Here is a 26,768-nt window from a genome sequence, read left to right as displayed (position 1 = left end):
CCGTCACAAACAGCTCTCAGGCAAAAAGTCCATATTACCCACAATATGAATTTCGATTAAATCAGAATATCTTCCCATTCGAAAAATAATCACAATTTGCATTGCCTTATATTAATCAATCGCATCATTTTTCCGTCCTGATATTCGGGCGCGCATTTTAGATATAGGTCCGCTTAAAGCATTTATTTGAGAAAGACGAGCCAGCGCGTGAAGAGCCCAACATATGGCAGCCAGCAAGCCAAAAATTGCGCTGGCAAATTGAGACCACATCGATATACCCTTCAAAAGGGCGCATAAAAATACGAGCACTCCGGTGTACCACCAGATTCCTGCGGTCCATCGAAATCCTGTTTTGTACCGTGCCAACCAATAGACCATAGGCAGATACACGAGATACATACCCACAAAAGCAATGCCTGTGGCCTGAACACCAAAAAAACGCAAACCCAGCCAAGTCAACGCCGTGAAGATACCAAAACCAATGGACTCAGTGATAAGAAAGGATCGCCCATCACCAGAGGCCAAGAGGATGAAGCCCAATGGCCAACTAACCACTTTGAGCACGTCCCCAATGATTTGCCAACGCAATACGCCAGCAGCCTCATGAAAGTGGCTGGAATAAAGCAGTTCAATAACCCATGGTGTCAGGCCCATCATTGCCAGCAGCACGCCCCCCCCAAGCAGCAAGGCCACTTCAGTTTGTTCGTTCACCATTTGATTAGTGGAGGCATGGTCATGGATGGAGGCGGTGAGACGTGGGTAGTAATCCGTGCCCATGGCGGTGAGCACAAAACCCAGATACGTCATCGAAATTTGCCACGCGGCTTGGAAGTTTCCTAGCGCTTCCGTTCCCAACTGGCGTTGCAACATGGTGCGCACCAGGAGTTGCGTCAGGGTGGCTACCAGTCCAGCCAACATGAAAGCGGCCCCCAATCTTGCCAATGTGCGCCACTGTCCAACCAGCGCAGGCCAAGGTGTGGGCGGAGCACTTACTTTGGGTAGTCGTGCAACGTACCAATGCCCCACCACAAAAGTGCACAACGGCGTTGTCAGCACAAAAACCAGTACGCCGTTTTGTCCCCACAGCAGTAGCGCTGTAACGCCTAGCACTGTGGAGCACAACGCGGAGATCACGCTCACGCGGGCGATGTCTCCAATACGGCGCAGACCATTGAGCAGCGCGCTCTGAGAACCTGCCGCCACCATCAGCGCCACGCCCAGCGCCAGCCAGCCAACCGGGGTGGCAAAAATTGCACTACCAAGCACCCGGACGGCCAAGACATCGCGTGCAGCCCAAAATATCGCTGCGCCGATCACGGCCAAGGCTAAGGTCCCCAGGAACAACGCACGTCGCGCAGCCGCCACCGCTTGCGTATCCTGTTGCCCTTCAGCTTCGGCAATTTGCCGAGTGCCTACGTTGCCGAAGCCCAAGCCTGCGACAGAGGCGGCAGTGGCCATCAGGCTCTGAAAAATACCAATTAGGCCTACGCCTGATGGTCCAAGCAGGATGGCTGCAGCCTTGGTGCGCGCCAGCCCCACCAGAATGTTCAGTACTGACGCTCCGCCGATGATGTATGACGACCGCAGTATCTGGCGATAAGATTTGGCTTCAGTCATCAGCTCCAACGCTGCGAAGAAGTGCAGAGAGCACCTGACTACCTTGAGTTGTTGGCATATGTGGTCCCATGGGCAGACTCAGGACTTCGTTTGCCATTCGGTGGGCCAGTGGAAATGCATCCGCCCGCCAACCCACCTGCGCATAGGCCTGTTGCAAGTGCGGCGGAATGGGGTAATGAATCAGCGTGCCCACACCAGCATCGGTCAGCGCCTGCTGCAGCGCGTCGCGCTTCGGGTGCTGTACCACATACAGGTGCCACACAGGTTCCGCCCACGCTGGAACGTGAGGCAAGGTTAGTTTGCTGCCCGTCAGGCCATCCTGGTAAAGCTGAGCAATGGCGCGACGCCGGGCATTCCACGCATCCAGATGCGCCAGCTTGACGCGCAAGATGGCGGCTTGCAGCGGGTCGAGCCGACTGTTATAGCCTTGTATTTCGTTGACGTACTTCACGCGCGAGCCATAGTTGCGCAGCACGCGCAGGCGGTCGGCAATTTGCGGGTCGTTGGTCGTCACCGCGCCGCCGTCGCCCATGGCGCCCAGGTTCTTTCCGGGGTAGAAGCTCCAAGCGACCGCATCCCCGTGCGCGCCTAGGCGCCGGCCCTTGTAGCGCGCGCCGTGGGCCTGCGCTCCGTCTTCAAGCACGCGCAGACCGTGCTTGCGCGCAAGCGCCAGGATGGGGTCCATGTCGGCCGGCTGGCCGTACAGGTGTACGGGCAGGATGACCTTGGTACGCGGGGTGATGGCCGCTTCAATCAGCGCCGAGGCAATGTTGTAGGAGCGAGCATCGGGCTCGACCGGAACAGGCGTGGCACCGCACTGGCTGACGGCCAACCAGGTGGCGATGTAAGTATTACTGGGCACGATGACTTCGTCGCCCGGCCCAACATCCATGGCGCGCAACGCCAAGTGCAGGGCATCCAGGCCGTTGGCCACGCCGACCGCATGCGCAGCGCCACAGTATGTGGCGTACTCCGCCTCGAACTGATCTACCTCTTCGCCGCCAATAAACCAACCGGAGCTGACGACGCGCGCAATGGCTTCGTCCAGCTCCTGCTTGAGTTCCAGGTAAGGGGCTTTCAGGTCAAGAAATGGAATCATGTTGAGGCTCCTGCAAGCTGAAGAAATTCTGAATAATCGCGGATGTAGTCTGCGTTGTCGTAGTAGTGGGATGCAAAGACCAGCAGGACGGCATCTGGCGAATACTTATATTGAATACCCCACACCATGGGCGGCAGGTGGATACCTATATCAGGTCGATCCAATAGAAACTCTTGGCGATTGGTTCCGTCGTCTGCTACTACTGCGCAACTACCGCGCACACAAATCAAAAACTGGTGACATGCGCGGTGCGCATGCTCGCCACGCGTTTCCATGCTCGGCACGTCGAACACCATGAAGTAGCGTTTGGCGGTAAACGGAATACTGCGGTCGAACTCACCTACCGTCAGGCTGCCACGAATGTCAGCCACCCGTGGCATGCGGTGTAGGTTGACCCCCGTCACGCTGGTTGCAGTTGCTCCCACTTTATGCTTTGTCGCTGCCACGTCCAAAACATCACTACGTGCTGCATCCACATAACCCACGATCTTGGCTGGGTTACCCACCACCACAGCATTGGGTGGTACAGACCGGGTGACCACGGCACCCGCAGCCACCATGGCCTTGCGGCCGATGACGACGCCAGGCAGGATGACAGCGCCCGCCCCTATAGACGCGCCATCGTGGATGGTGGTGACGAGAAATTTCTCCGGTTTTTGTTGGCTGCGAGGAAACCTGTCATTGGTAAACGAGGCATTGGGGCCGATGAACACATCATTTCCGACTCGCAAGCCATCCCACAATTGCACGCCGCTCTTGACAGTGACGCCGTCACCGATCACCACGTCGTTTTCGATCAAGCAGTGGGAGCAGATATTGCAGTTTCTCCCAATCTGAGCGCCAGGCAGGACAATGACAAACTGCCAAAGACGCGTACCCGAACCTATGGAAGAGGATTTAACATCTGACAGCGGGTTAATATAGGGTTGAGTCATGAGGTTTTTCAAGCATTCTGGTAATTGACGGGGTTGAGTAATTCACTATATTTTTAATAGCCTCTTACACGTACCCTATAGCAGTCAGCGCTTTTTCTCATCGTTATTTTCTCCACGCATCTTTCATATAATCTTCAAAACGTTTCAGCCTCGCGCAGCGTCAGGCCCTGCTGGTCTTTGGTCGACAAGCCAGGCTTCGCCGACAAGGGCCATTGAATACTAATAGAGGGGTCATTCCAGGCAATGCAGCGCTCATGCTGAGGTGCGTAATAGTCAGTGGTTTTGTATAGAAAGTCCGCTGAGTCGCTGAGCACCACAAACCCATGCGCAAAGCCCGGCGGCACCCACAACTGCTTGTGATTCTCCTCGGTCAATTCAAGCCCCACCCACTGGCCAAACGTGGGCGAACCCTTGCGGATGTCCACGGCCACATCAAATACCGCTCCGCGCACCACGCGCACCAGCTTGCCCTGGGGTTGCTGAACCTGGTAATGCAAACCGCGTAGCACGCCCTTGGCGCTGCGGCTGTGGTTGTCCTGAACGAATTGGTGGTTGGTTCCGGTGGCTTCGTTGAAGGCTTTCTGGTTAAAGCTTTCATAGAAGAAGCCGCGCGCGTCGCCGAACACCTTGGGTTCGATGACCAGCACGTCGGGGATGGCGGTGGGGGTGACTTTCATGCTTTGTTCTTTTCTTTCAGCAGGCGCTGCATGTATTGCCCATAGCCGTTCTTCAGCAGGGGCTGGGCCAGTTTTTCAAACTGCTCGGCGCTGATGAAGCCGTTGCGCCAGGCGATCTCTTCGGGGCAAGCGATCTTCAGGCCCTGGCGGTGCTCCAGCGTGGCGATGAACTGGCTGGCTTCGAGCAGGCTTTCGTGTGTGCCGGTGTCCAGCCAGGCGTAGCCGCGCTGCATGATTTGCACGCTGAGCTGGTCTTTGTCCAGGTAGGCCTGGTTGACGGCGGTGATTTCCAGCTCGCCGCGCGCACTGGGCTTGACGGCCTTGGCGATGTCCACCACCTGGTTGTCGTAGAAGTACAGGCCGGTGACGGCGTAGTTGCTCTGGGGCGTCTTGGGCTTTTCTTCGATGCTGCTGGCCTTGCCGTTGGCGTCAAAGGCCACGACGCCATAGCGTTCGGGGTCTTGCACATGGTAGGCAAACACGGTGGCGCCACTGGTTTGCGCATCGGCATCGGTCAGCAGTTGCACGAAGTCGTGGCCGTGGAAGATGTTGTCGCCCAGCACCAGCGCACTGGGGTGGTTGCCCACAAACTTGTCGCCAATGATGAAGGCTTGCGCCAGGCCGTCCGGGCTGGGCTGCACGGCGTATTGCAGGTTCATACCCCACTGGCTGCCGTCGCCCAGCAGCTGCTCAAAGCGCGGGGTGTCTTGCGGGGTGCTGATGATGAGCACGTCGCGGATGCCGGCCAGCATGAGGGTGCTGAGCGGGTAATAGATCATGGGCTTGTCGTACACCGGCAGCAGCTGCTTGCTGATGGCCAGGGTGGCCGGGTGCAGGCGGGTGCCGGAACCGCCGGCGAGGATGATGCCTTTGCGTGAAGTCATGTGGTGCTTTGTTGTGTTCAGAGAATTTCGGCCAGCATGCGGTCGACGCCTTGCTGCCAAGGTGGCAGGGTGAGCCCGAACACCGTCTGCAGCTTCGAGGTGTTCAGCCGCGAGTTGTGCGGACGCGCCGCCGGCGTCGGGAAGGCACTGGTGGGAACCGGGGTGACCTCTTTTGCTTTTATTGTGATAGCAGGCTGTCGTTTCTGCGCCTGGTCTATGACGTGATTGGCATAGGCATGCCAAGTGGTTTCACCGCTGGCCACCAGGTGGTAGATGCCGGCGTCCTTGCCGGAGCTGGCGTCGCCGTGCATCACCTGCCGGATGGCATGTGCCGTGACATCAGCCAGCAGCTCGGCACCCGTGGGTGCGCCCCATTGGTCGTCGATCACGGTCAGCCGCTCGCGCTCCTGCGCCAGGCGCAGCATGGTCTTGGCGAAGTTGCCGCCGCGTGCGGCATAGACCCAGCTGGTTCTGAAGATCAGGTGCTTGGGGCAGTGCTTGGCAATCAGCTGCTCGCCTTCCAGCTTGGTCTGGCCATAGATGTTGAGCGGTGCTGGCGTGTCGGTCTCTTTCCAGGGCTGGCTGCCGCTGCCGTCAAACACATAGTCGGTGCTGTAGTGCACCAGCCAGGCGCCCAGTTGGTGCGCCTCTTGCGCCAGCACGCCGGGGGCGGTGGCGTTGAGGGTGCGGGCCAGGTCGGGCTCGCTTTCGGCCTTGTCCACGGCGGTGTGGGCGGCGGCATTGACGATGACGTCGGGGCGGACCGCGCGCACCGTTTCAGCCAGACTTTGCAGATTGGAGAGGTCGCCGCAAAAATCCGTGCTGTGGCGGTCGAGCGCGATCAGCTCGCCCAGCGGTGCCAGGCTGCGCTGCAGCTCCCAGCCGACCTGGCCGTTTTTGCCGAGCAGAAGGATCTTCATGCAGCAACCGTGCCTGCGTACTGCGTCTGCACCCAGTCGCGGTAGGCGCCACTTTGCACGTTGGCCACCCACTCGGGGTGGGCCAGATACCACTGCACGGTCTTGCGGATGCCGGTGTCAAAGGTTTCGGCAGGCTTCCAGCCCAGCTCGCGCTCGATCTTGCTGGCGTCGATGGCGTAGCGCCGGTCGTGGCCGGGGCGGTCTTTGACGTAGCTGATCTGCGTGCGGTAGCTGCTGCTGTCCGCCTTGGGGCGCAGCTCGTCGAGCAAGGCGCACACTGTCTGGACAATCTCGATGTTGGGTTTTTCGTTCCAGCCGCCGATGTTGTAGACCTCGCCCAGCTTGCCTGCGTCCAGCACGCGGCGGATGGCGCTGCAGTGGTCCTTGACGTAGAGCCAGTCGCGCACCTGCATGCCATCGCCATACACCGGCAGGGGCTTGCCGGCCAGGGCGTTGACGATCATCAGGGGGATGAGTTTTTCAGGGAAGTGGTAGGGGCCGTAGTTGTTGCTGCAGTTGGTGGTGAGCACCGGCAGGCCGTAGGTGTGGTGGTAGGCGCGCACCAGGTGGTCGCTGGCGGCCTTGCTGGCCGAGTACGGGCTGTTGGGCTCGTAGCGGTGCTGTTCGGTAAATGCCGCGTCGCCTGCGGCCAGCGAGCCATAGACCTCGTCGGTGGAGACATGCAGCAGGCGAAAGGCCGCTTTGCCTTCGGCGGGCAAACTGCTCCAGTAGGCGCGCACGGCTTCGAGCAGGCGAAAGGTACCGACCACATTGGTCTGGATGAAGTCTTCGGGGCTGTGGATGGAGCGGTCCACATGGCTTTCGGCGGCAAAGTTGATGACGGCGCGCGGCTGGTGCTCGGCCAGCAGGCGGGCCACCAGGGCGCTGTCGCCGATGTCGCCCTGCACAAAAGTGTGACGTTCATCGTCTTGCACCGAGGCCAGGGTTTCGAGGTTGCCGGCGTAGGTGAGCTTGTCGAGGTTGACGACGGGTTCCTGCGATTGCGCCAGCCAGTCGAGAACGAAATTGGCGCCGATGAAGCCGGCGGCGCCGGTGACGAGAATCATGATGTGCCCCAAAGATACTGCCTGCCGGCAAAACTTAAAATTATCCCATCCGCTTCGGATTGTGACGTAACCAGGTGCTGCACAGGGCGGGACACTGTCCGTGCCGCCATCCTCTACACTTTATTATTTCCCCTTATTGGAGGTTCCATGGCCAAGAAGATGCCCAAGACCAGCGGCAACAAGAAGCAGAGCGATGCCCAGCTGTCCAGCACCGTCAAGGATTCGGCGCAGCAGATCTGGCTGGCGGGCCTGGGCGCTTTTTCGAAGGCGCAGGAAGAAGGCGGCAAGGTGTTTGAAGCCCTGGTCAAGGAGGGCCTGACCATCCAGCGCAAGACGCAGGCCGTGACCGAGGAGAAGATCACCGAAGCCACCAGCCGCATGACCACCATGGCCAGCGACATCGGCTCCAAGGCCCAGGGCCAGTGGGACAAGCTGGAGAACCTGTTTGAAGAGCGTGTGGCCAAGGCCCTTGCCAGACTGGGCGTGCCCTCGGCCCGCGACATCGAGGCCCTGAATGCACGCATCGAGGCGCTGACGCAGGCTGCAGCAGGCAAGGCAGCCGCCGCGCCGACCAAGACCGCTGTGCGCAAGGCAGCGGCCAGGCCCGCCGTGAAAGCCGCGCCGGCAAAGAAAGCCTTGGCAAAGTCCCGCACAGCAGCGGCGCCCAAGGCCGCGACGGCTGCCGACGACACCCCTGCGGCCTCCTGAGCCTTGCCCGGGCCTGGTGCCCGGGCTTTGCCCCGGCCATGAAAGCGACCGGCATGCCCCGCATGCGGTCGCTTCTTTTTTGCGCTGCCCGCGCCACGGCATGCCATGCCATGCCATGCCAACGATGCGCATGCCTTCGCAAGCCGCGCCGGTGCTGCGTCTTCGTGCTGCAGTGCAGCAAAACGACTGGGGTAGAGTAGGCCTCCGAGAGCAAGCAAACACGGCACCAACAACGACACGAAGGGGGCACGCATCCATGGTGAAGAAAGCACCGCGCCGCACCGCCGAACGCATCCTGGAGGTGGCCCTGGAGCTGTTCAACCGGTTTGGCGAACCCAACGTATCCACCACCCTCCTCTCGGCCGAGCTGCGCATCAGCCCCGGCAACCTTTACTACCACTACCCGGCCAAGGACGTGCTCATCAACGCGCTGTTTGACCGGTATGAACAGTCGCTGAACGACCTGCTGGGGGCCAGCGACAACGTGCGCAATGTGGAAGACGCCTGGTTCTTCATGCACACGCTGTTTGAAATCATCTGGCAATACCGCTTTCTGTACCGCGACCTCAACGACCTGTTGTCCAAGAACCGCCGGCTGGAAACGCATTTCCAGACCATACTGAAAGAAAAGACCCGCGCGCTGCGGGCCATGCTCGATGGCATGGGCCGCGCAGACGCCTTGCGCATCGATGCCAGCGACCGGCAGGCCACCGCCACCAGCATGGTGGTGGTGCTGACCTACTGGCTGAGCTTCGAATACGTGCAGGACCCGCGCCGCGCGCTGGAGCCCGAGAGCGCCCAGGCAGCGCTGCTGCGGGGTGCGCACCATGTGCTGAACCTGCTCCTGCCCTATCTGGAGAGTGCGCAGCGGGCGCATCTGCAACAGATCGTGGGCGCCTACGCACCGGCCACCGGCTGACCACCGCACACCATCCCCAACCGAGGAGACACACCATGGCCCCATGGACCCCTTTCCCCCATGCTGGTGGCTACCATCTGGATGCGGCCAGCGTCAAAGCGCAGTGGAGCCGCCTGCACTGCGACGATGCCGAGCCCTGCCCCCAGGATGCCGCCGTGCTGCAGGCCTGGGCGCTTTATCACAACGGCGAATTCGAGCAGGCCGCGGCGGCGGGCCTGCGTGCCGGCGGGGCCGGCATCACGGTTGCCAACAAAGCCACCGCGGTGTATGCCAACTACCTGGAGCCCGGGGAAAAAGCCCGCCTCGATCTGTTCATGCAGGTCGCCGGGCGCGCCGAGGCCCAGGCGGCGCAGGAGCCCGAAAACGCCAATGCCTGGTACTGGCAGGCCTACGCCCTGGGCCGCTACAGCCAGGGCATCAGCGTAGCCAAGGCGCTGGCGCAAGGGCTGGGCGGCAGGGTCAAGCATGCGCTGGAGAAGGCGATCGCACTGGCACCCCGGCATGCCGATGCCCACATTGCACTGGGCACCTTCCATGCAGAGGTGATCGACAAGGTGGGCCCGCTGATTGGCGGCATGACCTATGGTGCCAGGAAGGACGTGGGCCTGCAGCTGTTTCAGCAAGCCCTGCGGATCCACCCCGGCTCGGCCATCGGCATGATCGAATATGCCAATGCGCTGGTGATGCTGGAAGGCGACCCCAAAATGCAGGAAGCCACGCAGCTCTACGAAAAGGCGGCCGCCACCGAGCCCCTGGACGCCAGAGAGCGCCTGGACGTGGAAATGGCGCGCATTGAGCTGCAAGAGAACTGAACGCCGTGCAGCCCTGCGGCTGCACCAAGGGTCAGCCGAAACGCCGCGCGGCGATCTCCAGCAGGCCGTCAAAGATCAGGTTGTCCACCAGCTCGAACGGCCGCGTCATGCTGGGCGCCATCTTCCAGCCCGCACCGCCGGTCATCACGCAGGCAGGCTCGGCGCCGCAGTGGGCCTTGACATGCTGCACCATGCGCTCGACCGCCCCGGCAATGGCATAGGTGCCGCCGCTGGTCAGTGCATCGCTGGTGTTGGTGGGGAAAAGGCGCACCTCGCCCGTGGGCACATGCAGCCCGGCGGTGCCGGCCTCCAGGGCGCGCAGCATGATGCCGTGGCCCGGCAGGATCAGGCCGCCCAGAAAACGCCCTTCGGTATCGATGCATTCCACGGTGACCGCCGTGCCCACCATCACCACCACGATGGGGCGCGCCGGGCCTTGCGCGAGCACATGGTGGCGCGCGCCTATCATGGCCACCCAGCGGTCCGAGCCCAGGCGCGAGGGGTAGTCGTAGCCGTTGGTGACACCGGCCTCTTGTGCCGACGACACCACCCATTGCGCCGCCACATCCCACAGCTCCATCTGGTCCTGCACGCGGCGCTTGACGGCGTCGCCCGCCACCACGCAGCCCAGCATCTTGGCCGGTGCGGGCAGCTGCGCCCACGAGCCTTCTGCCAGGCGGTCGATATGGTCGAGGAATTCGGCGCCATGCGCCAGCAAGGCAGCACCCGGACGGTGAGCGTCGTACAGCGCCCATTTGAGACGCGTGTTGCCGACGTCAATGGCCAAGAATGTCATGCGGCGGATTATCCAGAGTTTTTTTACCCGCCCATTTGGGCGCCACGTCAGGTGCCGCCCAGCGCAGGCACTGCGCGCGAGATCGGGCATTTGTCCGACATGCCGCACGGCCGCCGCGGGGATACAGTGGCCTCTCCCCCCACTCTGCAACCACAGGAGAATCGACATGGGTTTATTCAGTTTCATCAAGGAAGCCGGCGAGAAGCTTTTTGGCGGCAAGGACGCGCAGGCGGCACCGGGCAGCCCGGCCGCCACGGACGAACTCAACGCCAATGCCGCCAAGGCCATCGAAACCTACATCGCATCCCAGAACCTGGGCGCCAGCAACGTGCAGGTGGCCTTTGATGGAGCGCAGGGCAAGGTCACCGTAAAAGGCACGGCACCCACGCAATCGGTCAAGGAAAAGATCACCCTGTGCTGCGGCAACGTGGCCAATGTGACCAGCGTGGACAACCAGATGGATGTGACCAACCCCGAGCCGGAAGCCCAGTACCACGACGTGGTGCGCGGCGACACGCTCTCGGCCATCGCCAAGAAGTTTTACGGCGATGCCAGCAAGTACCCCCAGATCTTCGAGGCCAACAAGCCCATGCTGACGCACCCCGACAAGATCTACCCCGGGCAGAAGCTGCGCATTCCGGCAGTCAAGTAGCCCCCTGAGTCGCCTGCGGCGCCTTCCCCCGAGGGGGACGCACCCGGTGGCCCGGCAAAGCCGGTTCCACGGGTGCACTGGTGCACTGGTGTGGGCAGTGGTAGCTCAAGCGCTGCCGATGGATGCGGCGCGGGAGCAAGCCGAATTTGAGAAATCAGCTGGCAGCGCTTCACATGCAAGCGCTGGCGGCTATTTTTTTGGCCACCTCAACCCTGCTTCCACGGCAGGCCCTGAAAACGCCAGCCGCCCCTCTTGCCGCGCTGCGCATGGCCATCGGGGTCGCCCTCGAAGCCTTCGAGGATGTTGTAGGCGGTGATGCCCAGCTCGGTGGCGCGCCGCGCGGCAGCCACCGAGCGCACGCCGCTGCGGCACAGCAGCACGGCGCGGCCGCCCTCGGGCACGGCGGCGCGCAGCTGGGCGTCGAAATCGGCATTCATCGCCATGCCGGGCCATTGCTTCCAGGCCACGGCAATGGCGCCGGGCACCTGCCCCACCCATTCGCGCTCGGCATCGCTGCGCACATCGATCAGCACGGCCTGCCCGCTCTGCACCCATTGCCAGGCCAGCTGGGCTGACACATCGCCCGCATAGCCCTCGGCCGTGCGCGGTGCCTGCAGGGTGGCGCCATCGGCGTCGTGCCGCAGGCCCGAATGCAGGTTGGCGGGCACGGCTTCGTCGATGCGGCGCGGGCGCGGCAGGTGCAGCGACTCCATCAGCGCCACGAATTCGGCCTGGCTGCGACCGGCCACGCGGGCATTGCCGGCCTTTTCCGCGGCGATGGTGGAGTGGCTGCGCCCGTGGTAATCGTGGCCGGGCCAGACGGTGGTTTCCGGCGGCAGGGCAAACAGCACGCCGGTGATGCTGTGGTACAAGTCGGCCGCGCTGCCCGACTGGAAATCCGTGCGGCCGCAGCCGTTGATGAGCAAGGTGTCGCCAGTAAAGACATGGTTGCGCCACCGGTACGACATGCCGCCCGCCGTGTGGCCAGGGGTGTGCAGCGCGCGCAGGGTTTCGCCACCGAAGGCCAGCGTCTCGCCGTCGAGCAGCTGCACCGCTGCCGTGCCGATGCCGCAGCCCGCGGGCACCGCCGTGTGCGCCCCGGTGTGCTCGGCCAGGCGGCCGGCGCTGGTGATGTGGTCGGCATGCGCATGGGTTTCCACGGCCCAGCGCAGCGTGAGGTGGTGCGCCTGCAGCACTGCCAGGTCGCGGTCGAGCTGCTCGTCCACCGGGTCGATGATGAGGGCATCGCGCGTGGCGGGGTCGTGCAGGATGTAGGTGTAGGTGCTGGAAGCAGGGTCGAACAGCTGCAGGGGAATCATGGTGGGCATCCTGACGGTGAGATCCATGCGGAACGAACTGTCATTTTGCCGCCAGCCGCCCTGGCTTTCAAACGCGGCCAGAGTGCCTCTGCGCGCTTGGGCGACGCTGAATAAGTCCCCGCGATGGCGCGCGCCCTGGTTTGGGATGGGCTGCAAGGCGCAAAGCACAGCAATAGCCATCGCTATTGCGAGCATTTGCAGCGCCGCAGACCGCCCAAAACAGGGATGCGCGGCACGCGAGGGACTTGTTCAGCGTTGCCCTTATTCCCACAGCGGTGCCGGCTGTTCGCGCAGGGCGTGGCGCAGCACCGGGTAGTCGGGCACCACCGTGGCCACGGTGCCCCAGAAGCGTGGGCTGTGATCCATCACGCGCAGGTGGGCCAGCTCGTGCGCCACCACATAGTCGATGATGGCCGGGCGGTAGTGCAGCAGGCGCCAGTTCAGGCGGATGGAGCCATCGGCCTTGGCGCTGCCCCAGCGGGTCTGGGCGCTCGACAGGCGCAGGCTGGTCCAGCGCACACCGAGCAGCGGCGCAAAGTGGTCGAGCCGGTCGGTGAAATGGCGGCGCGCATCGCGCATCAGCCAGGCCTGCACGGCATCGCGGATCTGCGCCGGGCTGGCGCTGTGGGACAGGCCGATGCGCAGGTGCGCCCCCCCGGCGCCTTCACTGCCGGCGTGCAGGGCGCCGCCCTTGCCGGTGAAGCCGTGGGTGGGGTCCAGCACCACGGTGAGGGGTTCGCCCAGATAGGGCAGCTGCGCTCCGTGGGCCCAGACGATGCGCCCCCCCTCGCTGCGCTGCTGGCGCGCGCGGGCTTCATCGAGCTTGCGCAGGATCCAGCCCGATTTTTCGCGCAGCGCCGCATCCACGGCCGGCAGGGTGACCCAGGTGGGCGCCCGCACGGCCAGGCCATCGGCCCCCACCGTGAAGCCGATGCTGCGCCGGCGCACGCGCTGCAGCGCATAGGCCACCACGGCATCGCCCAGCAGCACCTCGCGGTTGGCCCGTGGGTGGCGGAACTCGGCGGGGGACAGCAGCGACGGCAGGGCCGCTGCGTCAGGAGGCACCGGGCACGGATCAATCGCTACGCTCTCAGGCGCATCTGGCGCAGCACCCACCGGCGCTAATGGCCTTCTTGGCTTGATTTCTTGCGCGGGAGGCTCTGGCACCACAGGCGCCTCATCCGCCTGGCGATCCGCACCAGGAGGGTCGAACAGATCGAGCGCCAGCTGCACCAGCCGCTGCATCATGGCGCCCTCACGGATTGGAAGAAACGGCCTCGGGGTAAGCCTCCGGGTCGAGGCGGCGCATTTCGGATTCGATCCAGGCCTCGACCTCCTGCATCAGCTCGTCGGGCTTGCGGCCCACGCTGGGGATGGGCTGGCCGATCGACACATCCACCACCCCGGGGCGCTTGATGAAGGCCTTGCGCGGCCAGACCCGGGCCGAGGTGACGGCCACGGGCACCACGGGCACCCCGGTATCAATGGCCAGCCGCGTGCCGCCGCTCTTGTACTGCCCCGCCTGCCCCCGTTCTATCCGGGTGCCCTCGGGAAACATGATGACCCAGGTGCCCTGGGCCAGCAGCGCCCGGCCCTGCTGCACCACCTTGACGAAGGCGCGCGCGCTCTGGCCACGGTCGATGTGGATCATGTCCAGGCTGCCGATGGACCAGCCGAAGAAGGGCACGCGCAGCAGCTCCTTCTTGAACACATAGGCCAGCGGGCGCGGCATGATGGCCGGCATGAGGAAGGTCTCATAGGTGGACTGGTGCTTGACCAGCAGCACCACGCCCTGGTTTTCCGCGGCGGGCAGGTGCTCCATGCCGGTGATGCGGGTGCGGATGCCCATGATCACGCGCGCCGAATCCACACTGAGCTTGAGCCAGGCCCGCGCGATGCGGTAACGCGTGCGGCTGCTGGCGCCCAGCATGCGCACCAGCAGGATGGCCAGCGTGTAGGGCACCACGGTGATGCCCATCCAGAGCATGTGGAGGATGGAACGGATCAGGGCCATATGTTTTGCAAGTGTTTTCGGAAGATGGCGCTTGCCAGACAGGCGCTGCAAGCGATCAAATGAGCAGGATCAAGCCGCCAGGGGCGGCGCAGGTGTTGGGGACGGCGCAGGCGCCGCAGGCAGCAGTTGTTCGGCAAACGCCCCCAGGCTGGCATGCACCTGCGTCGTGGCGGGAAAGTCGATGGGCAAGGCCTGTCCGGGCTGCCAATGGGCCGACCGGCCCGTGCACACCAGATGCACCTGCGCACCCAGCGCGGCCCCCGCCTGCAGATGCTCCGCGCAACTGCCCACCACCTGCACATCGAAAGGCTCCACGCCATAGCGATCGCAGATCTGTTCGAGCAAACCGGGCGCCGGCGCGCGGCAATGGCAGGCCTCATCGGGCGCGTGCGGGCAGTAAAACACCGCGTCGATGCGCCCGCCCACCGCAGCCACCTGCCGCAGCATCTTGGCGTGGATGGCGTTGAGCGACACCACGTCGAACAAGCCCCGGCCCAGCCCGGGCTGGTTGGTGGCCACCACCACCCGCCAGCCGCCATGGTTGAGCCGGGCCACGGCCTCCAGCGCGCCCGGCTGGGCGCTCCACTCATCCGGCGAGGTGATGAAATCATCGCCCTGCGGGTTGAGCGTGCCGTCGCGGTCGAGGATGACGAGTTTCATGGGGTGGGTTTCCCTTGTGAGAGCCGCCAGCCTATCAGCACCAGGCTCACACGGCCAGGCGCGACAGATCGGCCACGCGGTTCATGGCTTCGTGCAGCGTCTTGAGCAGGCCCTGGCGATTGAGGCGCAGGTCGAGCTGCTCGGCGTTGACCATCACATCGTCAAAGAAGGCATCCACCGGCGCACGCAGCACGGCCAGGGTCTGCAGGCTGGCGGTGTAGTCGCCGGCTGCGAACCGCGCATTGGCTTCGGGCACAAAGCGCTGCAGGGCGGCGAACAGGTCCTGCTCGGCCTGCTCCTGCAGCAGGGCGGGGTTGACGTGGGCGTCCACCGGGCCTTCGAGCTCGGCCTTCTTGAGGATGTTGCCCACGCGCTTGTTGGCCGCGGCCAGGGCCGGGCTTTCGGGCAGCGCGGCAAAGGCGCGCACGGCGGCCAGGAACTGGGGCACCTGCGCCAGGCGCTGCGGGCGCAGGGCCAGCACGGCATCGACCTCCTGCGCGCTGTAGCCCTGCTCGCGCAGGCTGCCGGCAAGGCGGTCGTAGATGAAGTCGGCCAGCGCGGCCGAGGCATCGGTGATCTTGTCGCCAAAGGCAGGCACGGCGCCCGCCAGCAGGGCATGCAGATCGAGCGGCAGGTCCTTTTCGACCAGCATGCGGATCACGCCCAGCGCATGGCGGCGCAGCGCGAACGGGTCGCGGTCGCCCGTGGGCAGGTTGCCGATGCCGAACATGCCGACCAGTGTTTCGAGCTTGTCGGCCAGGGCCACCACCACGCCCGCGGTGTTGCGCGGCAGCGCATCGCCGGCAAAGCGGGGCTTGTAGTGGTCTTCGATGGCGTCGGCAATGGTTTCGCCCAGGCCGTCATTGAGCGCGTAGTAGCGGCCCATGGTGCCCTGCAGCTCGGGGAACTCGCCGACCATGTCGGTCACGAGGTCGGTCTTGGCCAGCAGCGCGGCCTGGTCGGCATCGGCGACCAGGGCGGCGTCGCCCAGCTGCGTTGCGATGGCCTTGGCGATGGAGCGCACGCGTTCCACGCGCTCGCCCTGCGTGCCCAGCTTGTTGTGGTAAACCACCTTGCCCAGGCCTTCCACGCGCGAAGCCAGGGTTTTCTTGCGGTCCTGGTCGAAGAAGAACTTGGCATCGGCCAGGCGCGGGCGCACCACGCGCTCGTTGCCGCCGATGACCAGGCTGGCATCGGCGGGCGTGATGTTGCTGACCACCAGAAACTGGTGGGTGAGCTTGCCAGCGGCGTCGAGCAGCGGAAAGTACTTCTGGTTGGCCTTCATCGTGAGGATGAGGCATTCCTGCGGCACGTCGAGAAACTCTTTCTCGAACGAGCAGGTGAGTACGTTGGGCCGCTCGACCAGCGCAGTGACTTCGTCGAGCAGCGCGTCGTCGTCAATCGGGCGCGCGCCGTTGCCTACCTTCGCGGCGGCGGCGGCAAGCTGGCGGGCGATCTCGGCCCTGCGTTCGGCAAAGCTGGCGATCACGGCGCCCTGGCTGGCCAGCTGCTGGGCATAGCTGTCGGCGCTGGTGATGACCACCGGGTCCACCGCAGCCTCGAAGCGATGGCCGTGCGTGGCGTTGCCCGCGGCCAGGCCCAGCGCCTGCACCGACAGCAGCACCTCGGTGCCGTGCAGCGCCACCAGGCCGTGCGCGGGGCGCACGAAGTGCACGCTGCTCCAGCCGTCCTGCAGCTGGTAGCGCATCACCTTGGGGATGGGCAGCCTGGCAATGGCCTCGTCCAGCGCCTTTTGCAGGCCTTCGGCCAGCGTCGCGCCCTTGGCGGTGCTGTTGTAGAACAGCACGTCGGCCTTGCCGTCGTGCACACGCTCCAGGCTTGCCACGGCAGACGCATCGGCGCCCAGCGCAGCCAGTTTCTTGAGCAGCGCCGGTGTGGCCTGGCCGTCGGCGCCCAGCCCCACGGCCACGGGCATGAGCTTTTGCGACACGGCCTTGTCGGCCGCGCTGGCGGCCACTTCGGTGATGTGCGCGGCCAGACGGCGCGGCGAGGCATAGGCGGTCAGGCGCGAGCCGGCAGCCGCCAGGCCCTGGGCCTGGAGCTGCTCCAGCAGCACGCCGGCAAAGGCGTCGCCCAGTTTCTGCAGGGCCTTGGGGGGCAGTTCTTCGACAAACAGTTCGACGAGAAGATTCGGGTGGGTCATGGTGGTTTCAGTGCTCCGCGCTGCGCCTTCAGGCGGCCTTCTTGTGCTGTTGCTGCTGCTCGGCCCGGGCCAGGTCGGCCAGCACCTCGGCGGCCCACTCCTTGGGCGCCATGGGGAAGCCCAGGCGCGCACGGCTGTCCAGATAGCTCTTGGCCACGGCACGGGCCAGGTTGCGGATGCGGCCGATGTAGGCGGCGCGCTCGGTCACGCTGATGGCGCCGCGCGCATCGAGCAGATTGAAGCTGTGCGCGCCCTTGAGCACCTGCTCGTAGGCAGGCAGGGCCAGCTGCTGCTCCATGAGGTGCTGGGCCTGCTTCTCGTGCGCGTTGAATGCGGTGAACAGGAAGTCGGCGTCGCTGTGCTCGAAGTTGTAGGTGGACTGCTCGATCTCGTTTTGCTTGTACACGTCGCCGTAGCTCAGCTTGCTGCCGTCGGCGCCTTCGGTCCAGGTCAGGTTGTAGACGTTGTCCACGCCCTGCAGGTACATGGCCAGGCGTTCCAGGCCGTAGGTGATTTCGCCGGTGGCGGGCTTGCAGTCAATGCCGCCGACCTGCTGGAAGTAGGTGAACTGGGTCACCTCCATGCCGTTGAGCCAGACCTCCCAGCCCAGGCCCCAGGCGCCGAGCGTGGGGTTTTCCCAGTCGTCCTCGACAAAGCGGATGTCGTTTTTCTTCAGATCGAAGCCGAGCGCTTCCAGCGAGCCCAGGTACAGCTCCAGGATGTTGGCCGGTGCGGGCTTCAGCACCACCTGGAACTGGTAGTAGTGCTGCAGGCGGTTGGGATTCTCGCCGTAGCGGCCGTCCTTGGGGCGGCGGCTGGGCTGCACGTAGGCGGCCTTCCAGGGCTCGGGGCCGATGGCGCGCAAAAACGTAGCGGTGTGCGATGTCCCGGCGCCCACTTCCATGTCATAAGGTTGCAACAGCGCGCAACCCTGGGCGTCCCAGTAGGTCTGCAGCTTGAGAATGATTTGTTGGAAGGTCAGCATGGCTGGGGGATTCGGGTGAGAGGGCGCGGCAGCGCGCGCGAACCCATCATTTTACGAGCCATGCCCTGCCCCGCCGTCAATCCGCAAAAAGAGCCGTTGGTGCTTGTCAGACAAGCGCCAACGGCTCTCCATTGAATAGCAACGAAAAAGTGCGCCCTACGCCACCCAGCGGCGCAGCACCAAGCTGGCGTTCGTGCCGCCAAAGCCGAAGCTGTTGGACAGCACGGTGGTGAGCTGCGCATCGCGCGTTTGCGTGACCAGGGGCATGTCGCCCAGGGCCGGGTCGGGCGTCTCGACGTTGGCCGAGCCTGCGATGAAACCCCGGTTCAGCATGATCATGCAGTAGATCGCCTCCTGCACGCCCGTGGCGCCCAGCGAGTGGCCGGTGAGCGACTTGGTGGAGGAAAACGGCGGCACCTTGTCGCCGAACAGGGCGCGCATGGCGCGCACTTCCTGCATGTCGCCCACGGGCGTGGAGGTGCCGTGGGTGTTGATGTAATCGATGGGGGCGCCCAGGCCTTCCATGGCCTGCTGCATGCAGGCAATGGCGCCATCGCCCGACGGGGCCACCATGTCTTCGCCGTCGCTGGTGGCGCCAAAGCCCACCACTTCGGCCAGGATGGTGGCGCCGCGGGCCTGGGCGTGCTCCAGACTCTCCAGCACCACGGCGCCGCCGCCACCCGCGATCACGAAGCCGTCGCGGTTCGCGTCGTAGGCGCGCGAGGCCTTTTCGGGCGTCTCGTTGTACTTGCTGGACATGGCGCCCATGCCGTCGAACAGCAGCGACATGCCCCAGCTCAGCTCTTCGCCGCCACCGGCAAACATCACGTCCTGCATGCCCCAGGCGATCTGCTGCGCGGCCGCGCCGATGCAGTGGGCCGAGGTGGAGCAGGCCGAGGTGATGGAGTAGTTGATGCCCTTGACCTTGAAGTTGGTGGCCAGGCAGGCGGACACGGTAGAGCTCATGCAGCGCGTGACCTGGTAAGGGCCCACGCGGCGGATGCCTTTTTCGCGCAGCGTGTCGGCCGCTTCGATCTGGTTGGCGGGCGAGCCGCCGCCCGAGCCCATGATGAGGCCGGTGCGCGGATGGCTGACCTGCTCGGGCGTCAAACCGGCTTGCTGGATCGCGTCTTCCAGGGCGATCTGCGCATAGGCCGCCGCGTCGCCCATGAAGCGCAGCTGCTTGCGGTCGATGCGCGCCTCGATGTCGATCTCGGGAGCTCCGCCCACCTGGCTGCGCAGGCCCAGCTCCTTGAACTTCTCCACGGCCTTGATGCCGCTGGTGCCCGCGCGCAGCGAGGCTTCCACGGTGGCCAGGTCGTTGCCAATGCACGAGACGATGCCCGCGCCGGTGATGACTACGCGCTTCTTGGTGGTCATGCTGCTTCCTTGCCGTCTTCCTCGCGTTTGAACAGGCCCACGCGCAGGTCATTGGCTACATAGATTTCCTTGCCGTCGGCCAGCAGGCGGGCATCGCCAATGGCCATGACCAGCTTGCGCTTGATGACGCGCTTGATGTCGATTTCGTAGGTGACGAGCTTCACGCCAGGGCCCACCTCGCCGGTGAACTTGACTTCGCCCGCACCCAGCGCACGCCCGCGGCCGGGCAGTTGCAGCCAGGTCAGGTAAAAGCCGATGAGCTGCCACATGGCATCGAGCCCCAGGCAGCCGGGCATGACGGGGTCGCCCTGGAAATGGCAGGCAAAGAACCACAGATCGGGCTTGACGTCGAGTTCGGCGCGGATTTTCCCCAGCCCGTGCGCGCCGCCATCGCTGTCGATGTGGGTGATGCGGTCAAACATCAGCATGGGTGGCAGCGGCAGACGCCCGCTGTCAGCGCCGAACAATCGGCCCTCGCCCGAGGCAATCAGTTGTTCGTAGGAAAAGGAATCTGCCATTTTCAGTCGTGCTCCAGAACAGCGGCCGTGCCGCTTCAATAATTCACCGTTCGCAACCCCTGCTCACAGTTGCAGGGCTCCATTATCAAGGCACAACACGGCCCATGGCCCGCATACCCGCCGATTGAACCGCCGGCCAACCGCGAGAGCTCCCTTTATTGCTTGATCTGAGTCAATTCGCGACAGGCCCGGAGCCCGCGCCAGCCTGCCGTCTCAGCCCCGCAAGCGCCTGCGCCGCGCCAACGCTGCCCCGGCGACCACGCAAAAGCCTGCCGCCCACAGGGGTGCCAGCCCCCAGCGTGCCACCCACCAGGCATAGGGCGTGATGCCCCAGCCGTCTTGCGCGCTGAGCCCGCGCCCCTGCACCTGGCCGGTCAGCACCCCGCGGGTGTGGCGCGCCAGCGCATGGGTGACCACGCCCCGGTGGTCGATGATGGCGGTGGCACCGGTGTTGGTGGCACGCACCATGGGGCGCTCGAACTCCAGCGCGCGCATGCGGCTGATCTGCAGGTGCTGGTCGATGGCAACCGTGTTGCCGAACCAGCCGATGTTGCTGAAATTGACAAACAGCGTGGGGGCGCTGGCCGGATCGGCAAAACGCGCGCCCAGTTCTTCGCCAAACAAGTCCTCGTAGCAGATGTTGGGCGCAATGCGCTGGCCCGCCCAGACAAAGGATGGCTGCCCGATGGCGCCCCGGTTGAAATCGCCCAGGGGAATGTTCATCATGGCCGTGAACCATCGGAAAAACGGCGGAATGAACTCGCCAAACGGCACCAGGTGGTGCTTGTCGTACTGGTAGGGGGCCGGCTGCGCGGGTTTCAGGCCGAGCACCGAATTGGTGTAGCCCTGCACTTCATCGCCCATCGGGATACCCACCAGCGCCGCCTGCTGGCCCTGGCCGAAATGCGCCGCCAGCCCCTCCAGATAACCCGGCATGAGTTGCTGCGGCAGCAGCGGAATGGCGGTTTCCGGCGCCACGACGAGGCTTGCCGTGGCAGCCCGCAGTGCATCGGCATACCACTGCAGCGCCAGCGGCACGCCGCTGCCGGGCTGGAATTTTTCGTCCTGCGGGATGTTGCCCTGGAGCAGCGCCAGGCTGATCGGTGGCGGCGGCGGCAGCGCCGGGGTGTGGCACGACTCAATGGCGCATTGGCGCTGCAGGCCTGCGCCCACCAGCACCAGCGCACCCAACGCCACCAGCGCCCAGGCACGCAGGCGCAGGAGATCGCCGGGGCGCGCCTGCGCCAGCAGCATGGCCAGCACCGCAGCCACGCAACCGACGCCGTACACGCCCACGGTACGTGCCAGCGCGCTCAGGGGCCCCTGCACATGGGCATAGCCGCCGGCGCCCCACGGAAAGCCCGTCCACAGCGTGCCGCGTGCCAGCTCCGCCAGCATCCAGATCGCTCCGAAAACAATAGCTGCCAGCGCACGATGGGTTGGTGCCAGACGCGCAAAAAGCGCCAGAACCGCCGCATAGTAGGCACCCAGAAAGCCCGCCAGCCCCAGCACGGCCACCACCGCCAGTGGCGCCGCCAGGCCACCGTAGTGGTGCATGGAAATGAACAGCCACCAGAAGGTGGCCGCCATCCAGGCCGTGGCAAACACCCAGCCCAGGCCCGCCGCACGGCGCCAGGGCGCTGGTGCCCGCACCAGCCACGCCAGCACGGCCAGCGACAGGATCTGCAACCACCATTGCGGCTCGCCGCTCCACGGCAGGGCCAGGGACAGGGCCTGCGCCACGCCCGCCGCAGCGGCCAGGCAGGCCTGCCCCGCAAGCGCAGCACCCGGCAGGCGTTGCAGCCGGACCATCAGCCGGGGGGACTGTCTTCGTCGATGCGCGACACCTTGAACCAGCGCACGGCGCCGCCCTTGGTGTGCAGCACCACAAAGTGCAGGCCGCACAGCTGCAGGTGTTCGCCCCGCTTGGGCACATGCCCCATTTCGTGGGCGATCAGCCCGCCCACGGTGTCAAAGCTTTCCTCGGGATCACTGCCTTGCAGGGTGATACCAAAGGCTTCGGCCACGCGTTCGATGGGGGTGTCGCCGCTCACGCGGTAGGTATGGTCGGCAAGGCCGAAGATGTCGCCCTCGTCCTCGGGGATGTCGAACTCGTCTTCGATCTCGCCCACGATCTGTTCCAGCACGTCTTCGATGGTGATCAGGCCCGCCACCCGGCCGAACTCGTCGATCACGATGGCCAGGTGGTTGCGGTTGCCGCGGAACTCGCGCAGCAGGTCGTTCAGGCCCTTGCTTTCCGGCACGAAGGCAGCCGGGCGCAGCAGGGCGCGGATGTTCAGCTCGGGCGCCCGCTGCAGCTTGAGCAGGTCCTTGGCCATGAGGATGCCGATGATGTTTTCCCGCTCGCCCTGGTACACCGGAAAACGCGAGTGCGCGGTGTTGATCACCAGGCGCAGCAACTCGTCAAAGGGCGCATCGATGTTGACGAGGTCCATGCGGGGTGCGGCCACCATCACGTCGCCGGCCGTCATGTCGGCCATGCGGATGACACGCTCCAGCATCACGCGGGAGTCGGCGCCGATGACTTCGTTGTCCTCGGCCTCGGCCAACGTCTCGATGAGTTCTTCGGTGGAGTCCGGTCCGGGATGGATGAACTCGGCCACCTTTTGCAGGAAAGTGCGCTTGTCTTCCTTTTCGGGCAAGCGCTGGGGGTGCGGGTCAGACACTGTCTTGGAGTGCAGGACGTGCGGTAGTTGAACAGACCCCTAGGATAGCGGATTGTCATGACACCGCCCGCGCCGCAGGCGGGCAACGGCCCTATTCGGCCGACTGGTGGCGTCCGTGCTGCACGCCCTTGCGCACTTCCTGCACCCCGGCCAGGAAGTCCCAGAACTGCTTGGCCTGGCGCTTGAGGCGGTAGTCCATCTCGGCGAATTGCTGCTCGACGATTTCGGTCATGCGCGTGTCCAGGCTGGCGGGCGGAATCTGCAGGTAGGCCTCGGATTCGGAGCCGTCGCGCTGCACCGTGGCGCCCGCATTGCGAGCGATCTTGAGCATGGCGGTGTTTTCCGTCAGCGCATGGATGAACACCATGCTCACCCCCGCGTTGCGGGCATGCATGATGGCGCGGTCAAACAGACGTGCGCCAAACCCCCGGCCCCGTGCCTGCTTGAGCACCGACACGCCAAACTCGGCACATTGCTTGTGCTCGGGGTGCTCGGCAAACGCCAGATGGGCCATGGCGATGAGTTCCAGACGGCGGTTGTAGATGCCAAAGATTTCGTCACGGTCGAAATCGAGCCGCTCGGTGTAGCGGCGGATCTGCTCGTCCGTGGCGGCATAGCCAAAGCGCAGATACCGGTCGGGCGGCTCCAGCTGCAGCAGATGCTGCGTGATGCGCTCGCGGTAGGACGGGCCCAGCGAACGGATGGGCACCATCAGCGGAGTGGACGCGGGGGCATCATCCAGCGAAGGGCCGCCAAAGGGCGCCAGCATGTCTTTGCTGGCGCCCCACGAAGCCTTGAGCCAGTCTTTGGTTGCGATCATGGTATGGAATTTAAGGGTTTTCCCTCATTTATTCCAGTACTTTTGCTGCACTGCACCAAAATAGAGACGAACATCCAATCAGAGCAAAAACCGTGATATCCAAAACAGACAATGCGCCATAAGCTATTGAATTGATAGCCACTGTTACAAAAAAACCCGCCCCGAGCGCCCCGGGACTCACACCGGCACGGCGGTGGTGGCCTTGACCCGGTCGAGCACAAAGCTGGTCTTGCAGTCCTGCACGCTGGGGTGTTTGAGCAGCGTGTCCATGATGAAGCGGCTGTAGTGCGCCATATCGGCCACCACCACCCTGAGCAGGTAATCCATCTCGCCGGTGAGCGCCGCGCACTCCACCACTTCGGGCCAGGTCTGCACGCTGGCGCGGAACAGGTCCATGGGGTTGCGCTTGTGGCTTTCGGTGTGTTTTTCGAGGCGCACATTGAGGTAAGCCGTGAGCCCCAGCCCCACGGCCTCGGGCCGGACCAGGGCCACATAGCGGGCGATCACGCCGCTGTCTTCCAGGCGCTTCACGCGCCGCAGCACGGCACTCGGCGACAGGCCCACCTGCTCGCCAATCACGTCGTAGGTTTCGCGCCCGTTGTCTTGCAGGCGGCGCAGGATGGCCTTGTCCAGCTTGTCGAGTGCGTTGGCATCGTTCATTGCGCAGGATTCTACGAACGAACACCCGCAACGCCCATTGCGGCGAAGAGGCGGCGCACGCACCGGCCCTTGCGCGGGCTGCAACCCGCCGCTGCGGCACGCTGAGCCGGCACGCCGCTAAAGCCGCCGAATATTTCGCGAAAAAACGGCGCGAAATTATCAACATCCGTCGTTCGTCAAATATTGATTTGGCGCATGATTCCTGCAAACAATACCCCATTGACTCTCCAATTCGCCAGAAACATGAGGACTTGCGCGCCTACAGTGCACAGCATTCCACATTTTTGACCGGAGACAACATGAACGCAGCATTGCCGCAGCAAGCCACCCAGGACACCGCCGCCTGGGAGAACCCCATGGGCACGGACGGGTTCGAATTCATCGAATTCGCGGCGCCCGATCCGCAAGCCATGGGCAAGGTGTTCGAGGGCATGGGCTTCAAGCCGGTGGCGCGCCACCGCCACAAGAACGTGCTGCTGTACCGCCAGGGCGAGATCAACTTCATCATCAACGCCGAGCCCGACAGCTTTGCCCAGCGCTTTGCCCGCCTGCACGGCCCCAGCGTCTGCGCCATTGCCTTTCGCGTGCACGACACCAAGGCCGCCTACGAGCGCGCGCTGGGCCTGGGCGCCTGGGGCTACGCGGGCGTGGCCGGCCCGGGCGAGCTGAACATCCCCGCCATCAAGGGCGTGGGCGACAGCCTGATCTACCTGGTGGACCGCTGGCGCGGCAAGAACGGCGCCCAGCCCGGCGACATCGGCAACATCGGTTTCTTTGACGTGGACTTCGAGCCCCTGCCCGGCGTGTCGGCCGACGAGGCCCTGAACCCCAGGGGCCATGGCCTGACCTACATCGACCACCTCACGCACAACGTGCACCGCGGCCGCATGAACGAATGGGCCGATTTCTACGAGCGCGTGTTCAACTTCCGCGAGATCAAATACTTCGACATCGAGGGCCAGGTCACTGGCGTCAAGAGCCGGGCCATGACCAGCCCCTGCGGCAAGATCCGCATCCCGATCAACGAAGAGGGCAAGGAGAAGGCCGGCCAGATCCAGGAATACCTGGACATGTACAAGGGCGAGGGTATCCAGCACATCGCCATGGGCTCGGACAACCTCTACGACACGGTCGATGCGTTGCGCGCCAGCGGCGTGCGCCTGCTCGATACGCCCGACACCTACTACGAGCTGGTCGAAAAGCGCATCCCCGGCCACGGCGAGCCGGTGGAAGCACTGCACCAGCGCAAGATCCTCATCGATGGCGTGGCCGGCAAGCTGCTGCTGCAGATCTTCAGCGAGAACCAGCTGGGCCCGATCTTCTTTGAGTTCATCCAGCGCAAGGGCGACGATGGCTTTGGCAACGGCAACTTCAAGGCGCTGTTCGAAAGCATCGAGCTCGACCAGATCCGGCGCGGCGTGCTCGAAGGCAGGAAAGACTGAACGGGAGCCGGCCATGGCCACCGAACCCGTCGTCTATGGCGCCAGCGCGCGCCCACCGCGCGGCGACTACACGCGCGCCGCCGCCGACTACACCTGCCCGCAGAACTTCGCGGCCTATACCGCCGCCGACCACGACACCTACCGGCGCCTGTACGAGCGCCAGTCGGCCCTGCTGCCCGGCCTGGCCAGCGAGGCCTTCGTAGCGGCCCTGCCCTCGCTAGGCATCAAGGACCATATCCCGCGCTTCGAGGAAATCAACGAGCGCCTGTACCGCGCCACGCGCTGGGAGATCGTGGCCGTGCCAGGGCTGATTCCCGAGGTGCCGTTCTTCACCCTGCTGGCGCACCGCAAGTTCCCGGTGACGGACTGGATCCGCACGCCGGCCGAGTTCGACTACATCGTCGAGCCCGACATCTTTCACGACCTGTTCGGCCATGTGCCGCTGCTGTTCAACCCGGTGTTTGCCGACTACGTGCAGCGCTACGGCCAGGGCGGCCTGAAGGCGCAGCAGCTGGGCGCCTGCGAGATGCTCAGCCGCCTGTACTGGTACACGATCGAGTTCGGCCTGATCCGCGAGGCGGGCGGTCTGCGGGCGTATGGGGCCGGCATCCTCAGTTCATCGGGCGAGCTGCCCTACTCCGTGCAAAGCCCCGAACCGCAGCGCCTGCCCCTGCAACTGGAGCGCACGATGCGCACGCGCTACAAGATTGACACCTACCAGCAGACGTACTTTGTGATCGACAGCTTCGAGCAGTTGTTCGACATGACGGCGGGGGACTTTGCGCCGATTTATGAGCGGCTGCGGGGGTTGCGGGAATTTGCGGCGGATGAGAGGGAAGGGGTGGTTTGATTTTTTGGATCAAGCTGGGTTGTAGCGCTTATTTTTAAAGCTCTGGTAGCTCTTGTTTTTGTAGTTTGCTGTGTGCTTTTGCTGAGGGCGGAGGCCGGGTCTCGCCCCGGCGGGCGAGGTACTTTTCTTTGCTTCGCCAAAGAAACGTACCCAAAAGAAAGGCGACCCACAGTCTGCGACCCC

At 64.3% G+C, this 26,768-nt stretch carries 26 protein-coding genes and 1 pseudogene; 6 read left to right on the top strand and 21 right to left on the bottom strand.

Annotated features, from left to right (window positions below):
* Positions 1–111: 111 nt before the first annotated feature.
* From BLW02_RS06610 to rfbB, 7 genes are all read right to left on the bottom strand, one after another.
* Positions 112–1,617 carry an O-antigen translocase gene (locus tag BLW02_RS06610; protein ID WP_092697577.1) on the bottom strand — a complete coding sequence of 502 codons (1,506 nt, stop codon included), beginning with the start codon at positions 1,615–1,617 and terminating at the stop codon, positions 112–114.
* Positions 1,610–2,716: a DegT/DnrJ/EryC1/StrS family aminotransferase gene (locus BLW02_RS06605; protein WP_092697576.1), complete on the bottom strand. Its 1,107-nt coding sequence runs from the start codon at positions 2,714–2,716 to the stop codon at positions 1,610–1,612. Before BLW02_RS06605 ends, BLW02_RS06610 begins: the two co-directional genes overlap by 8 nt.
* Entirely contained in the window at positions 2,713–3,651 is a 939-nt protein-coding gene (locus tag BLW02_RS06600; RefSeq protein WP_092697575.1) for a WxcM-like domain-containing protein, read from the bottom strand. Before BLW02_RS06600 ends, BLW02_RS06605 begins: the two co-directional genes overlap by 4 nt.
* A 134-nt stretch (positions 3,652–3,785) precedes the next feature.
* Positions 3,786–4,328, bottom strand: a complete 543-nt coding sequence (gene rfbC / locus BLW02_RS06595; protein WP_092697574.1) for a dTDP-4-dehydrorhamnose 3,5-epimerase — start codon at positions 4,326–4,328, stop codon at positions 3,786–3,788.
* Positions 4,325–5,212 (bottom strand): glucose-1-phosphate thymidylyltransferase RfbA, encoded by an 888-nt coding sequence (gene rfbA, locus BLW02_RS06590; protein ID WP_026436727.1) that lies wholly within the window; start codon positions 5,210–5,212, stop codon positions 4,325–4,327. The genes rfbC and rfbA overlap by 4 nt, the downstream gene beginning before the upstream one ends.
* Positions 5,213–5,229: 17 nt before the next feature.
* Complete coding sequence (gene rfbD, locus BLW02_RS06585; protein ID WP_092697573.1) at positions 5,230–6,132, bottom strand: dTDP-4-dehydrorhamnose reductase; 903 nt, start codon at positions 6,130–6,132, stop codon at positions 5,230–5,232.
* Positions 6,129–7,199 carry a dTDP-glucose 4,6-dehydratase gene (gene rfbB / locus BLW02_RS06580; protein ID WP_092697572.1) on the bottom strand — a complete coding sequence of 357 codons (1,071 nt, stop codon included), beginning with the start codon at positions 7,197–7,199 and terminating at the stop codon, positions 6,129–6,131. The genes rfbD and rfbB overlap by 4 nt, the downstream gene beginning before the upstream one ends.
* Before the next feature lie 147 nt (positions 7,200–7,346).
* Here rfbB and BLW02_RS06575 point away from each other — a divergent pair, with 147 nt between their 5' ends.
* The 3 genes from BLW02_RS06575 to BLW02_RS06565 all read left to right on the top strand — a co-directional run bounded on the left by BLW02_RS06575 (position 7,347) and on the right by BLW02_RS06565 (position 9,638).
* Positions 7,347–7,907, top strand: coding sequence for a phasin family protein (locus BLW02_RS06575; protein WP_092697571.1), 561 nt, complete (start codon positions 7,347–7,349; stop codon positions 7,905–7,907).
* A 256-nt stretch (positions 7,908–8,163) separates the two neighbouring features.
* Positions 8,164–8,826 carry a TetR/AcrR family transcriptional regulator gene (locus tag BLW02_RS06570; protein WP_092697570.1) on the top strand — a complete coding sequence of 221 codons (663 nt, stop codon included), beginning with the start codon at positions 8,164–8,166 and terminating at the stop codon, positions 8,824–8,826.
* A 35-nt stretch (positions 8,827–8,861) separates the two neighbouring features.
* Positions 8,862–9,638 carry a tetratricopeptide repeat protein gene (locus BLW02_RS06565; RefSeq protein ID WP_092697569.1) on the top strand — a complete coding sequence of 259 codons (777 nt, stop codon included), beginning with the start codon at positions 8,862–8,864 and terminating at the stop codon, positions 9,636–9,638.
* Positions 9,639–9,669: 31 nt separating this feature from the next.
* Here the strand turns inward: BLW02_RS06565 and BLW02_RS06560 are convergent, their stop codons facing one another.
* Positions 9,670–10,434, bottom strand: coding sequence for a type III pantothenate kinase (locus BLW02_RS06560; RefSeq protein WP_092697568.1), 765 nt, complete (start codon positions 10,432–10,434; stop codon positions 9,670–9,672).
* A gap of 166 nt (positions 10,435–10,600) precedes the next feature.
* On the opposite strand from BLW02_RS06560, the gene lysM reads away from it, so the two are divergent.
* On the top strand, positions 10,601–11,086 hold the full coding sequence (gene lysM, locus BLW02_RS06555) for a peptidoglycan-binding protein LysM (protein WP_092697567.1): 486 nt from the start codon (positions 10,601–10,603) through the stop codon (positions 11,084–11,086).
* A 206-nt stretch (positions 11,087–11,292) separates the two neighbouring features.
* Here the strand turns inward: lysM and BLW02_RS20175 are convergent, their stop codons facing one another.
* The 13 genes and pseudogenes from BLW02_RS20175 to BLW02_RS06495 form a co-directional block, all read right to left on the bottom strand.
* Entirely contained in the window at positions 11,293–11,730 is a 438-nt protein-coding gene (locus BLW02_RS20175) for a rhodanese-like domain-containing protein (RefSeq protein ID WP_238323230.1), read from the bottom strand.
* Positions 11,731–11,904: 174 nt separating this feature from the next.
* Positions 11,905–12,405: pseudogene (locus tag BLW02_RS20170) on the bottom strand (MBL fold metallo-hydrolase); the annotation flags it as partial.
* A 261-nt stretch (positions 12,406–12,666) separates the two neighbouring features.
* The gene (locus BLW02_RS06545; RefSeq protein WP_026436736.1) at positions 12,667–13,650 is read right to left on the bottom strand and encodes a M48 family metallopeptidase; all 984 of its coding nucleotides are present in this window, start codon (positions 13,648–13,650) and stop codon (positions 12,667–12,669) included.
* A gap of 10 nt (positions 13,651–13,660) precedes the next feature.
* Positions 13,661–14,419, bottom strand: a complete 759-nt coding sequence (locus BLW02_RS06540; RefSeq protein ID WP_026436737.1) for a lysophospholipid acyltransferase family protein — start codon at positions 14,417–14,419, stop codon at positions 13,661–13,663.
* Positions 14,420–14,488: 69 nt separating this feature from the next.
* Positions 14,489–15,079 carry a D-glycero-beta-D-manno-heptose 1,7-bisphosphate 7-phosphatase gene (gene gmhB / locus BLW02_RS06535; protein ID WP_026436738.1) on the bottom strand — a complete coding sequence of 197 codons (591 nt, stop codon included), beginning with the start codon at positions 15,077–15,079 and terminating at the stop codon, positions 14,489–14,491.
* Positions 15,080–15,125: 46 nt separating this feature from the next.
* Entirely contained in the window at positions 15,126–17,243 is a 2,118-nt protein-coding gene (gene glyS, locus BLW02_RS06530; RefSeq protein ID WP_092697566.1) for a glycine--tRNA ligase subunit beta, read from the bottom strand.
* 28 nt (positions 17,244–17,271) lie between these two features.
* On the bottom strand, positions 17,272–18,228 hold the full coding sequence (gene glyQ, locus BLW02_RS06525; protein ID WP_026436740.1) for a glycine--tRNA ligase subunit alpha: 957 nt from the start codon (positions 18,226–18,228) through the stop codon (positions 17,272–17,274).
* A gap of 156 nt (positions 18,229–18,384) precedes the next feature.
* Complete coding sequence (gene fabB / locus BLW02_RS06520; RefSeq protein ID WP_092697565.1) at positions 18,385–19,608, bottom strand: beta-ketoacyl-ACP synthase I; 1,224 nt, start codon at positions 19,606–19,608, stop codon at positions 18,385–18,387.
* A complete protein-coding gene (gene fabA / locus BLW02_RS06515; protein ID WP_092697564.1) occupies positions 19,605–20,126 on the bottom strand; it encodes a 3-hydroxyacyl-[acyl-carrier-protein] dehydratase FabA in 522 nt (173 codons plus the stop codon). The genes fabB and fabA overlap by 4 nt, the downstream gene beginning before the upstream one ends.
* A gap of 213 nt (positions 20,127–20,339) precedes the next feature.
* Positions 20,340–21,938, bottom strand: coding sequence for an apolipoprotein N-acyltransferase (gene lnt / locus BLW02_RS06510; protein WP_092697563.1), 1,599 nt, complete (start codon positions 21,936–21,938; stop codon positions 20,340–20,342).
* Positions 21,938–22,813 (bottom strand): HlyC/CorC family transporter, encoded by an 876-nt coding sequence (locus tag BLW02_RS06505; protein ID WP_026436745.1) that lies wholly within the window; start codon positions 22,811–22,813, stop codon positions 21,938–21,940. The genes lnt and BLW02_RS06505 overlap by 1 nt, the downstream gene beginning before the upstream one ends.
* A gap of 91 nt (positions 22,814–22,904) precedes the next feature.
* A complete protein-coding gene (locus BLW02_RS06500; protein WP_092697562.1) occupies positions 22,905–23,633 on the bottom strand; it encodes a GNAT family N-acetyltransferase in 729 nt (242 codons plus the stop codon).
* A gap of 177 nt (positions 23,634–23,810) precedes the next feature.
* Positions 23,811–24,293, bottom strand: coding sequence for an Lrp/AsnC family transcriptional regulator (locus BLW02_RS06495; RefSeq protein ID WP_024813046.1), 483 nt, complete (start codon positions 24,291–24,293; stop codon positions 23,811–23,813).
* A gap of 299 nt (positions 24,294–24,592) precedes the next feature.
* On the opposite strand from BLW02_RS06495, the gene hppD reads away from it, so the two are divergent.
* Both hppD and phhA read left to right on the top strand, forming a co-directional pair.
* Positions 24,593–25,735, top strand: a complete 1,143-nt coding sequence (gene hppD / locus BLW02_RS06490) for a 4-hydroxyphenylpyruvate dioxygenase (protein ID WP_092697561.1) — start codon at positions 24,593–24,595, stop codon at positions 25,733–25,735.
* Between the two features lie 13 nt (positions 25,736–25,748).
* Entirely contained in the window at positions 25,749–26,585 is an 837-nt protein-coding gene (gene phhA / locus BLW02_RS06485; RefSeq protein WP_092697560.1) for a phenylalanine 4-monooxygenase, read from the top strand.
* The last annotated feature ends 183 nt before the right edge of the window (positions 26,586–26,768 follow it).

It is taken from the genome of Acidovorax soli (assembly GCF_900107605.1).
Lineage (GTDB): Bacteria > Pseudomonadota > Gammaproteobacteria > Burkholderiales > Burkholderiaceae_C > Acidovorax > Acidovorax soli.
Note: the sequence above shows the minus strand (reverse complement) of the source record. Positions and strands in the feature narration are given on the sequence as shown.

Excerpts from the sequence above, each read along its gene's own strand:
- glyQ (WP_026436740.1), bottom strand. The coding sequence starts at position 18,228 with ATGCTGACCTTCCAACAAATCATTCTCAAGCTGCAGACCTACTGGGAC.
- glyS (WP_092697566.1), bottom strand. The coding sequence starts at position 17,243 with ATGACCCACCCGAATCTTCTCGTCGAACTGTTTGTCGAAGAACTGCCC.
- fabA (WP_092697564.1), bottom strand. The coding sequence starts at position 20,126 with ATGGCAGATTCCTTTTCCTACGAACAACTGATTGCCTCGGGCGAGGGC.
- rfbD (WP_092697573.1), bottom strand. The coding sequence starts at position 6,132 with ATGAAGATCCTTCTGCTCGGCAAAAACGGCCAGGTCGGCTGGGAGCTG.
- BLW02_RS06560 (WP_092697568.1), bottom strand. The coding sequence starts at position 10,434 with ATGACATTCTTGGCCATTGACGTCGGCAACACGCGTCTCAAATGGGCG.
- BLW02_RS06575 (WP_092697571.1), top strand. The coding sequence starts at position 7,347 with ATGGCCAAGAAGATGCCCAAGACCAGCGGCAACAAGAAGCAGAGCGAT.
- BLW02_RS06600 (WP_092697575.1), bottom strand. The coding sequence starts at position 3,651 with ATGACTCAACCCTATATTAACCCGCTGTCAGATGTTAAATCCTCTTCC.
- lysM (WP_092697567.1), top strand. The coding sequence starts at position 10,601 with ATGGGTTTATTCAGTTTCATCAAGGAAGCCGGCGAGAAGCTTTTTGGC.
- BLW02_RS06500 (WP_092697562.1), bottom strand. The coding sequence starts at position 23,633 with ATGATCGCAACCAAAGACTGGCTCAAGGCTTCGTGGGGCGCCAGCAAA.
- BLW02_RS06605 (WP_092697576.1), bottom strand. The coding sequence starts at position 2,716 with ATGATTCCATTTCTTGACCTGAAAGCCCCTTACCTGGAACTCAAGCAG.
- gmhB (WP_026436738.1), bottom strand. The coding sequence starts at position 15,079 with ATGAAACTCGTCATCCTCGACCGCGACGGCACGCTCAACCCGCAGGGC.
- BLW02_RS06495 (WP_024813046.1), bottom strand. The coding sequence starts at position 24,293 with ATGAACGATGCCAACGCACTCGACAAGCTGGACAAGGCCATCCTGCGC.
- lnt (WP_092697563.1), bottom strand. The coding sequence starts at position 21,938 with ATGGTCCGGCTGCAACGCCTGCCGGGTGCTGCGCTTGCGGGGCAGGCC.
- phhA (WP_092697560.1), top strand. The coding sequence starts at position 25,749 with ATGGCCACCGAACCCGTCGTCTATGGCGCCAGCGCGCGCCCACCGCGC.
- BLW02_RS06570 (WP_092697570.1), top strand. The coding sequence starts at position 8,164 with ATGGTGAAGAAAGCACCGCGCCGCACCGCCGAACGCATCCTGGAGGTG.
- rfbC (WP_092697574.1), bottom strand. The coding sequence starts at position 4,328 with ATGAAAGTCACCCCCACCGCCATCCCCGACGTGCTGGTCATCGAACCC.
- hppD (WP_092697561.1), top strand. The coding sequence starts at position 24,593 with ATGAACGCAGCATTGCCGCAGCAAGCCACCCAGGACACCGCCGCCTGG.
- rfbB (WP_092697572.1), bottom strand. The coding sequence starts at position 7,199 with ATGATTCTCGTCACCGGCGCCGCCGGCTTCATCGGCGCCAATTTCGTT.
- BLW02_RS06565 (WP_092697569.1), top strand. The coding sequence starts at position 8,862 with ATGGCCCCATGGACCCCTTTCCCCCATGCTGGTGGCTACCATCTGGAT.
- BLW02_RS06545 (WP_026436736.1), bottom strand. The coding sequence starts at position 13,650 with ATGCAGCGGCTGGTGCAGCTGGCGCTCGATCTGTTCGACCCTCCTGGT.
- rfbA (WP_026436727.1), bottom strand. The coding sequence starts at position 5,212 with ATGACTTCACGCAAAGGCATCATCCTCGCCGGCGGTTCCGGCACCCGC.
- BLW02_RS06540 (WP_026436737.1), bottom strand. The coding sequence starts at position 14,419 with ATGGCCCTGATCCGTTCCATCCTCCACATGCTCTGGATGGGCATCACC.
- BLW02_RS06610 (WP_092697577.1), bottom strand. The coding sequence starts at position 1,617 with ATGACTGAAGCCAAATCTTATCGCCAGATACTGCGGTCGTCATACATC.
- fabB (WP_092697565.1), bottom strand. The coding sequence starts at position 19,608 with ATGACCACCAAGAAGCGCGTAGTCATCACCGGCGCGGGCATCGTCTCG.